The organism is Pedobacter sp. GW821-FHT01D05, from assembly GCF_059422505.1.
This window is the reverse complement of record NZ_JBWKXA010000001.1, coordinates 2,033,872-2,042,119: the sequence shown is the minus strand read 5'-3', so window position 1 is coordinate 2,042,119 and position 8,248 is coordinate 2,033,872. Positions and strand designations below refer to the sequence as shown.

7 protein-coding genes are annotated in these 8,248 nt (G+C 37.6%); 1 reads left to right on the top strand and 6 read right to left on the bottom strand.

The window, feature by feature from the left end; translation table 11 throughout:
- Positions 1–225: 225 nt before the first annotated feature.
- From AC07VK_RS08175 to AC07VK_RS08160, 4 genes are read right to left on the bottom strand one after another with little or no spacing between them, the layout of a single operon-like run.
- On the bottom strand, positions 226–981 hold the full coding sequence (locus tag AC07VK_RS08175; RefSeq protein WP_492959621.1) for an oxygenase MpaB family protein: 756 nt from the start codon (positions 979–981) through the stop codon (positions 226–228).
- Positions 969–1,475 carry a hypothetical protein gene (locus tag AC07VK_RS08170; protein ID WP_492959619.1) on the bottom strand — a complete coding sequence of 169 codons (507 nt, stop codon included), beginning with the start codon at positions 1,473–1,475 and terminating at the stop codon, positions 969–971. Before AC07VK_RS08170 ends, AC07VK_RS08175 begins: the two co-directional genes overlap by 13 nt.
- Positions 1,472–2,809, bottom strand: coding sequence for an exosortase N (xrtN, locus tag AC07VK_RS08165; protein ID WP_492959617.1), 1,338 nt, complete (start codon positions 2,807–2,809; stop codon positions 1,472–1,474). Before xrtN ends, AC07VK_RS08170 begins: the two co-directional genes overlap by 4 nt.
- The gene (locus AC07VK_RS08160; protein ID WP_492959615.1) at positions 2,803–5,316 is read right to left on the bottom strand and encodes an XrtN system VIT domain-containing protein; all 2,514 of its coding nucleotides are present in this window, start codon (positions 5,314–5,316) and stop codon (positions 2,803–2,805) included. Before AC07VK_RS08160 ends, xrtN begins: the two co-directional genes overlap by 7 nt.
- 587 nt (positions 5,317–5,903) lie before the next feature.
- Here AC07VK_RS08160 and AC07VK_RS08155 point away from each other — a divergent pair.
- A complete protein-coding gene (locus AC07VK_RS08155; RefSeq protein ID WP_492956160.1) occupies positions 5,904–6,371 on the top strand; it encodes an Lrp/AsnC family transcriptional regulator in 468 nt (155 codons plus the stop codon).
- Positions 6,372–6,443: 72 nt separating this feature from the next.
- Here the strand turns inward: AC07VK_RS08155 and AC07VK_RS08150 are convergent, their stop codons facing one another.
- Complete coding sequence (locus AC07VK_RS08150) at positions 6,444–6,902, bottom strand: organic hydroperoxide resistance protein (RefSeq protein ID WP_492959613.1); 459 nt, start codon at positions 6,900–6,902, stop codon at positions 6,444–6,446.
- Positions 6,903–6,956: 54 nt separating this feature from the next.
- On the bottom strand, positions 6,957–8,006 hold the full coding sequence (locus tag AC07VK_RS08145) for an alpha/beta fold hydrolase (protein WP_492959611.1): 1,050 nt from the start codon (positions 8,004–8,006) through the stop codon (positions 6,957–6,959).
- Positions 8,007–8,248 lie beyond the last annotated feature (242 nt).

Sequence of the window (8,248 nt, the reverse complement as noted above, 5' to 3'; positions counted from 1 at the left end):
AGAAGGCTTTTTCAGCCGACGAAGCAATATTTCTAGCAAGGATGGCTAGCAGGAAAGATTGCTTCGTCGTTCCTTCTCGCAATGACGACCACTCTACTGAACACTGTCAATGGTAGCTTGTCGAAACACCTCAAAGCGTACTTAACAGGCCCTTCGACAGGCTCTCCACAGGAGTCCTTTGGACAGGATGACAACGATATTTACATATACAACTTCTTTTTGCGATTAAAAAGTTTCGAGGCCTAAAATCTGTGCCTTGTATGCTGCCGGGAGAATTAAGTTTCTTAACGGTTTGTTCACTTTCAGTTTTCTGCTTATTTTGTATAAAGTAAGTATTGATTTAATTGGTTTTCCTTCCCCCAGTTTAAGCAATTCATTCACTTTAAGTGGAACGATGAGGGCTTGTATTTTTCGCATTAATAGATACCTCAGTGCACCAAGGTGTTTTTTGTACTGATCAAAAAGATCATGGGAGAAGCAGCTATAAATTAAATTTTCCTGTAGCTGTTGTTCATGCATGGTTTGCCAGGCCGCAAAATGAGTAGGAAGCCCATTTATTTCCATGCGATACCCGACTTTATAAAACGTGGTAAATATTTCCTCCTTTTCTGTTAAAGTAAGCGCTCTTTCCAGTACCTCGAAAGCACGGATGGAATAGTCAATCAGCATAAATAGTACATCTCTATAGGCCCAATCTGGAATTTTAGCATTTCTTCCAGCTTCAACATGCTGATGGATCATGGTAATCTGATCTATCGCTGCATGGGCATCAGTTACAGTGGAAAAAACGATTTTTTGCGCATAGGCAACAGTAGAAAACAATCTTCCCAATGGATCTTTAGGCAGTTTGCCTGTAAAATACAACCAATCAACAGCTTTATTCAGGCTAAATTCTGCTGCGGCGCCGGCAAAAATAAAAAGAACAACATCTGTATTGCCCCATATTTTCCTTACGATAGAATGTTTATCTACAAAGTCCATAATCCATAATGCTCTTCTAATATTTCAATTTTTTTGATATTGATGCGGCATAGTATCAGCGGAATAATGCCGATGATGCCAAAAGAACAATCTATTATTTGCCAAAATACAGGAATATGACGGATGTTTCCGGCAATTAAGGCCAATGGAATAATCGCGATACAACAGATGATACCAAATTCGATCACCCATTTGTTTTTGATAGGATCTTTTAATGGGCCGATAAAAAGCACGGCCAGCATGATATGTGCAAAAGCCAGCCAATCGGTACCATAACTTAAAAATGGATAGCGCAGGTTGGTCGCTTTAAGCGCCTGATAAACCGCTCCGATCCAGATTTGAAGACTACTTGGTAAAATTGTACTGTATTTAAACAGACAGGCCATTTCGGTTTCTAACGGAAAAGCGGTTAAGCCGCTTATGGCTAATCCTACAATGATTGTGCAGATGTATATTTTGGAGTGTAGCCTTAATTTTTGTTCTTCTGTATTCATAGCTTGCTGGTTAAATAATGTTGATTTGCAAGTAATTGTGCCACGTGACGGTGCAGGTCTTTACGATTGTTCGCATTTACATTTACCAGATAAAAAAGCTTCGATCCCGTTGCTCCGGTCCACCTCCAAAATAGCTGATCAATACTTTTAACCGTACCATTGTCGAACCACCAGGCAGCATAAATCCGATCAGTTCCCTTGCTGAGGATGGCAGTGTAAATTTCAGTATTGGCTACTTTTTCTTTTTTAATATGATTAAAGTCATAACCACTGCCTGTCCAACATAGTTTAGGGTCGTGCCCGGGAACATAAAATGCAGCAGGCTTGATATAGATTAAGGCTTCGTTATTTTCGAACTTGGATATTCCTGTTTCCAATTGTTCCTTCTTAAAACCAGATAATTGAATTTGATTGTTTATAGGCGTCAATTGATCGGCTTTTACAATGTTCTGAGCGATAAAAATTAGCAAAGCTATTAAGGAGATATGTAATAACGGAAACCTGATATTATAACTTCCTGACTTGCTTTGAATAGAAATCTGTTTGACCATCGAAAAGCGTTTGATGATAAGTTTAGAAATAAATATTAATGGCAGGATAACATAAATAGATAAGCAGATTAGCCCGATCACATCATGAAAAACGGTACCGGGCATACTTTTAAAAAGTACCAATAACAAGATCCTGAAAAAATTGCTGCAGATGTTTAATCCGATAGTTAGGGAAAACAGCGCTCCAATGACTATAAATGGCAGCTGTTTGCTGGTCCGTTTTTGGTAATATACCAATAAGAATAAACAGATAATTAGCGATATAACAAGCATATTTAAGCCTGCACAGGCCGGATCTACGGCAAAACTATGTTTTTCGAGTTCAATTATATTCCCAACAGCAGTGGCATGCATACCTATTGCATTAAGAAGCCCGGTTACCCTGGTTGTAAGCCATAAGCGAATGGGGAAATCGACAGTGGAGATAAGATATTTAAATACCGGAGAAAGGAGAAAAAGTAAAAACAAAAAGGCTTCGCTTAACTTGCCCAGGCTATTTTCTATAAATAATAATGTTGCAAATAACAACGCAATAAAAAACAGGGTCTTAACTGGTATACAAATAGCTAAAACAATTGTTATAACAGCAGGAATTAAGTACCTTAAAGAGAATTGACCACGTTTAAGGTTACAGATAAATGGCGCAACTAACAGACCAGTATATAAATTTACACCCCAGTTTAAAAAGCCAGGTAGAAACCAAAACAATATAATAAGATACAAGAAACTTATTCCTGCAAGCATAAAGGGAAAAACTGGTTTTTTAAGATTGATAGCTAACATACTATAGGCTTTTTATCTTTCCTTTTAAACAACATACAACTCACAACGATGATGCACAGGGCAAAGAGTGCCCACTCGTGTGGCTCTGGCACGGCACCCGATGATTTCATTGAAGCATTTTTTAAACTGTTTTTGTTCTCCTCAATATTGAAACGATCGTAATCTTTTTGTGTTTCAAGTACGATTAAGCTTGATACAGGCGATACAATGAAAGCTTGCTCTGCCTCTGCAACTAAATCAGGTTTGATGTAATTCTTAGAGAAAAAATCTGGCCCTACTTTTTTCATGATATCATTATAAGCAAATAAGCGTAACAAATGATCAGGTGCATTTTGTTCCTGTATATCATCTACTTTTTTTATCATTAAAGCCGCATCTTCAATTACAACAGTTTGCTCGTTTTCTTGATTCTGAATAAATAAATGATTGGCCATTAATTTATTCAGATCTTCCATACTTCCAGATGCATAGTTAAATACCCGAAGTTCTTTTAATGCTTTCAAATATGGACTTTCTAAGAATCCCAGGTTAAAAAAATGGATCTGTTTTGGCGCTTTTAAATAATTTATAAGCTCCTTACTAAAATGGCTATCTGCCAGGTCGTTTAGGTTAGGGGTTTGAACACCTCCCTTCGATACTAGTAGTGTTTTTTCTGGAGCACTAATTTCCTGAACAGGAAACAAGCTAAAAGTATAGTCAGAAAGCTTGTTAAACAGCGCTTCGCGGTTTAGCGGTGTAAGTTTGATCATCTTACGGTCGAAAACATAAACAGGTTTTTCTTGGGCCATTGTGCAAACCGAATCGAATTCTGCTTTACTCCAGCTGCGGTTAATATCCAGATATATGAGATCGGGACTAAATAATTTATATTTTTTATTGTAATTGGCGAGTTGATAATTGCTGCCGGCAAAAGAAAATGCTGCTGTTGACAATGGAGGAGCCAAACATGAAATGCTTGCGTTCAATTGTTGTTTTTCTTCATTTAAATAAACATTCCGATCCGTTTCTTTAAAAGTTTTGGGCAGTTTTAATCCTGTTATATTGCCTGAATAGGTGAGTTGGGTGGTCTCTAAAACGTTGTTGGCCACCGGACCCTCAAAAAATATTGGTTGATAGATCAGCTGGTTTCCTTCTTTACGCATCGGACTGGTTACGCCAATCTTAAACATGCGATTTTCTTTAGGTGTGCAAGGAAATACCCGTACTGTGATGGTATTACCCTCTTGCCAATGAATTACAGAAGGATCACGTTGTTCTACACCCACAATGGTATGATAAGCAGAATCTGCTTTAGCTTTTGTAGTCAGCCTCGATTTTTCTTCTTTTCCAGCTATCCATAACGATAATGAAGAAACTACAGAACCCGCTGAAAGATGAAAAGTGTAAAGAGCTTCCTGACTGCTCCAGGAAAACTTAGCATTGTTTTTAATCATTAACGTTTTTTCGGTATAAGCCAATCGATATGCCGGAAATAATTTGATGTTATTGATTATACTTATGGTTTCGAGGTGGTCGCCCTCCCATAAACGCTCTTGTGCCTGATGCCTTGCCCCATGTAATGATTTTAAAATATTAATTCTTTCTTTTTCGTCGAGGTTAGTTTTTTTAAACAATAGTGTAGCAATCACCACCAATGGGTCATGTTGTTGTTTCTCCTCAAATGAAATGTTAGGCATCCTTCCCCAAAAAAGATTGTCTATATCCGCTTCGTGATACACTAATCCTATTTTCAATAAACGTTGGGTAACAAAGGTTGGTTCAAGCTGCTGGCTCACTTCGACCCAGGCAGGCAATTTCGAATCATTTAAATGATTTCTATTGATTATTGAGTTTATTTTTTCACTGGTTTGTTGCCATTTTAACGAGAAAAGGCTTTGTGCGATAAGGGGTAACAGGCAACCTGCAACGACTGGATACCACAATTTTCTATCGGTGCGTATAGCCTTTATAATAAGGGAAATGGTAACAATCGTTAAAAATAATGGAACATAAGTATGAATTGAGATGCCTAAAGCCACTAAACCAATCAAACTGATAACATAGAGCGGAAATAAGTATATTGTGTAATAAATGAAAAGTATTAAGGCTAGCCCGACAAAAAAGAAGAGGACATACCTGGCTTTTTGTAAAAAGATCAATTTAAAGTTCGAGGCAAGGATTAGCGTAATCACCGACAGGATAATCCATATGGAGCACCATGTTACTGAGCTATCAAATACATTCATTTCGCGGTTTAGGCTAAATGCGCTAATGAATAATAAAACGAGTAATAAAACCGTATGATGTAATTTTCCTTGCCCCCAATGCCATTTATAATTCGAAAAAAGATGGACGAGTAAACAGATTTGATAAACTGCAGATAGGACATAGTTAACAAAAAATACACCTGTGCTGTTTTCCTGTTCGATATTAATGGTTAATCCGAAAATAATTGCAGAAATGGCTGCCATAATTAATCCACTAAAGTATAGCGGATCTTGTGAGCGTAATTTATTTAATTGATTCATATTTTTTGGTTTTTAAAGTGCTTTGTATTTCAAAGTTAATATTGAGAAAAAAAACAGCTTTAGTGCTGTTTTATAAAGTGCTTTGTATTTCAAAGTAAAAGCTAAAAACTGAATATTCCAAAAAAAATATCAAAGATTTTTGCGAGTGGATTTTTTGGGCTCTTGTATCGGGGTTGGAAATTGAAGATCAGCCAGGCTTAAAATGGCGAAAAGGGCGGTTATTTTACTGTGGCGCTGCACCAGATTATAGTAAGATTTTAAAAAGCAAAAGCGCCAGCATCGCGCTGGCGCTCTTGTTATCATTAACTAAACTAAATCAACGCACTGCTGTTGGCAGTTGTTTCATTCGTTAAACAAATATCTATCGCATTGACAATTAAAACGAAGGGGCTTAATAAATACGGAAAATGTCCTGTTGAATAGGTTTCCGCAGAATTTAATTCTGTTAGTAGTAGTAATTATACTTTTTGTCAAAATTTTGTTCTTTTTTTTTGGTTCCGGTTAAAGCTTTAATGAAGAGTATTTATATATTTGGGCATTCATTATAAACTAAGCCTAGAAAAGAAATAAATAGACTAATCACTATAATGGAATTATACACCCCTGACCAAACAGACAGAGATATTTTAACACTATTACAAAAAGATGCAAGGTTAACCTATAAGGAACTGGCTGCTACGTTGCATTTGTCAAAATCGCCCATTCAGGAACGTGTAAAACGCTTAGAACGTTTAGGCTTCATTTCTTCAGTAGTGGCATTAATCGATCCTAATAAATTTGAGAACTGTATGATATCCTATTTACAGGTTCAACTTACCAATCATTCTGTTAATGCTTTTCGGTTATTTCAGCAGGAGGTAAGCAAACTTGATGAAGTATTGGAGTGTTACCATACTACCGGGGGCTTCGATTTTATGTTAAAAGTTGTTGCAAAAAATATGATCGCTTATAACGATTTTCTAATTAATAAATTCGGTCGTTTGGATAATATAGGCACCCTTAATAGCTCACTTGTAATTACGCAGGCTAAACGCGAAACCGCTTTACCTGTATAACAAGGCCATTAAATTCATAAACGAAAAGGCACCCGACTTTAAATCCGGAGTGCCTTTTTTGATTTTTATAGCTTATATAGCCACATTGATCTGTACATTAATATTACCACGGGTAGCTTTAGAATACGGACAAGTTTGGTGCGCGGCCTCAACCACTGTTTTTGCTTCTTCGTAAGTAAGTCCGGGTAAAACTACATTTAATCTTGCCTGAAGGTTAAAACTACTATCGGCCAAAGCCAGATCAACTTCTGCATCAATTGCAGCATCAGCAGGAAGTGCAATTTGAAGTTGAGGGGCATTGTGTTTCATTGCACCAATAAAACATGCAGCCCAGCCTGCCGCAAATAATTGCTCCGGGTTGGTTCCTTTTCCGGCACTACCAGGAGATGATAAGGTAGTGTCAAGCGCCCCATCGCTACTTTTTGCGAAGCCCTCCCGACCGCCATTTACATGTACTTTTCCGGTATAAAGCACTCTGTTGATGACTACATTTAAAGTATTTGCTGATTCGATTACATTTTGATTTTCCATTTTTTTAAAATTTATTGTGATTATTTAATTCTTAGGATGAATATTTTAGTTTTTTTAGGACATCATTGCTGCCTGGATAATGGCATCTGCAAATGCCTTAGGTGCTTCCTGAGGAAGATTATGGCCAATGCCGCCACTTAGATTATAATGCACATATTTGCCTTTAAACTTAGCTGCATAAGTATCTGGTTTGCCATGCGGTGCGCCATTTGCATCACCTTCGAGCGTAATGGTCGGCACTGTTATTGCCGGAAACGTGGCTAGTATTTTTTCATATTTATCATATTGGGCTTCCCCTTCTGCCAGCCCCAATCTCCACCTGTAATTATGGATTACAATGGCCACATGATCTGGATTATCCAGTTCAACTACCGATTTTTCAAAAACGGCATCAGTGAATTTCCATTCTGGAGAAGCGGTTTGCCAGATCAGTTTAGCAAAATCTTTTCGGTTAGCTTCATATCCTAAACGGCCACGTTCAGTTGCAAAGTAGAACTGATACCACCACGATAATTCAGCTTTTGGTGATAATGGTTTTTGGTTTAGTGCCTGGCTTCCAATAAGGTATCCGCTTACCGAAACCATTGCTTTACAACGTTCTGGCCACAAAGCAGCCAAAATATTGGCAGTTCTTGCTCCCCAATCAAAGCCGCCAATTACTGCTTTATCTATTTTTAAGGCATCCATTAAAGCAATAATATCTGTAGCAATGGCCGATTGTTGTCCATTTCTCGGTGTTTTTGCCGAAAGAAACTGCGTACTGCCATGACCGCGAAGATGGGGAACAATTACCCGATATCCTTCTGCAGAAAGTAGGGCGGCCACATCGGCATAGCTGTGGATGGTATAAGGCCATCCATGTAGCAGTATAACTGGTTCACCATCTGCAGGTCCGCTTTCTGCATATCCCATATTTAACACGCCTGCATGAATCTGTTTTATGGTATCGAAAGATGTATTGCTGTGCGTATTATTATTGTTGGTTTTGTTTTTTGTAGTTTCTTTAGCATTCAAAAGGTTTAACCCTCCAAGTTCTGCAACAGCCACGGTTAGTGCTGCTACGCTTAAAAAACGCCGGCGGCTATAATTATTTTGATTTTCCATAGTTCTAAAATTTGTTGATAAATAATGTTTTACTCCGTTAGGTATGTCAAAATTAATGCGGATAGAAAGGGGAGATTAGCCTTTTCGGGATGAAATAGACAAATTAGGTTTTGACTTATACATTGTTAAACCTGAGTAAGACTGTAATTGAATTCAGTACAATGGTCATCATTTTGTGTTGGCTATTTATGTTGATACATTTTCTATGGTTAGCCTTTACGCGATTTGCTAATTACTTTAAC

Excerpts from the sequence above, each read along its gene's own strand:
- AC07VK_RS08175 (WP_492959621.1), bottom strand. The coding sequence starts at position 981 with ATGGACTTTGTAGATAAACATTCTATCGTAAGGAAAATATGGGGCAAT.
- AC07VK_RS08170 (WP_492959619.1), bottom strand. The coding sequence starts at position 1,475 with ATGAATACAGAAGAACAAAAATTAAGGCTACACTCCAAAATATACATC.
- xrtN (WP_492959617.1), bottom strand. The coding sequence starts at position 2,809 with ATGTTAGCTATCAATCTTAAAAAACCAGTTTTTCCCTTTATGCTTGCA.
- AC07VK_RS08160 (WP_492959615.1), bottom strand. The coding sequence starts at position 5,316 with ATGAATCAATTAAATAAATTACGCTCACAAGATCCGCTATACTTTAGT.
- AC07VK_RS08155 (WP_492956160.1), top strand. The coding sequence starts at position 5,904 with ATGGAATTATACACCCCTGACCAAACAGACAGAGATATTTTAACACTA.
- AC07VK_RS08150 (WP_492959613.1), bottom strand. The coding sequence starts at position 6,902 with ATGGAAAATCAAAATGTAATCGAATCAGCAAATACTTTAAATGTAGTC.
- AC07VK_RS08145 (WP_492959611.1), bottom strand. The coding sequence starts at position 8,006 with ATGGAAAATCAAAATAATTATAGCCGCCGGCGTTTTTTAAGCGTAGCA.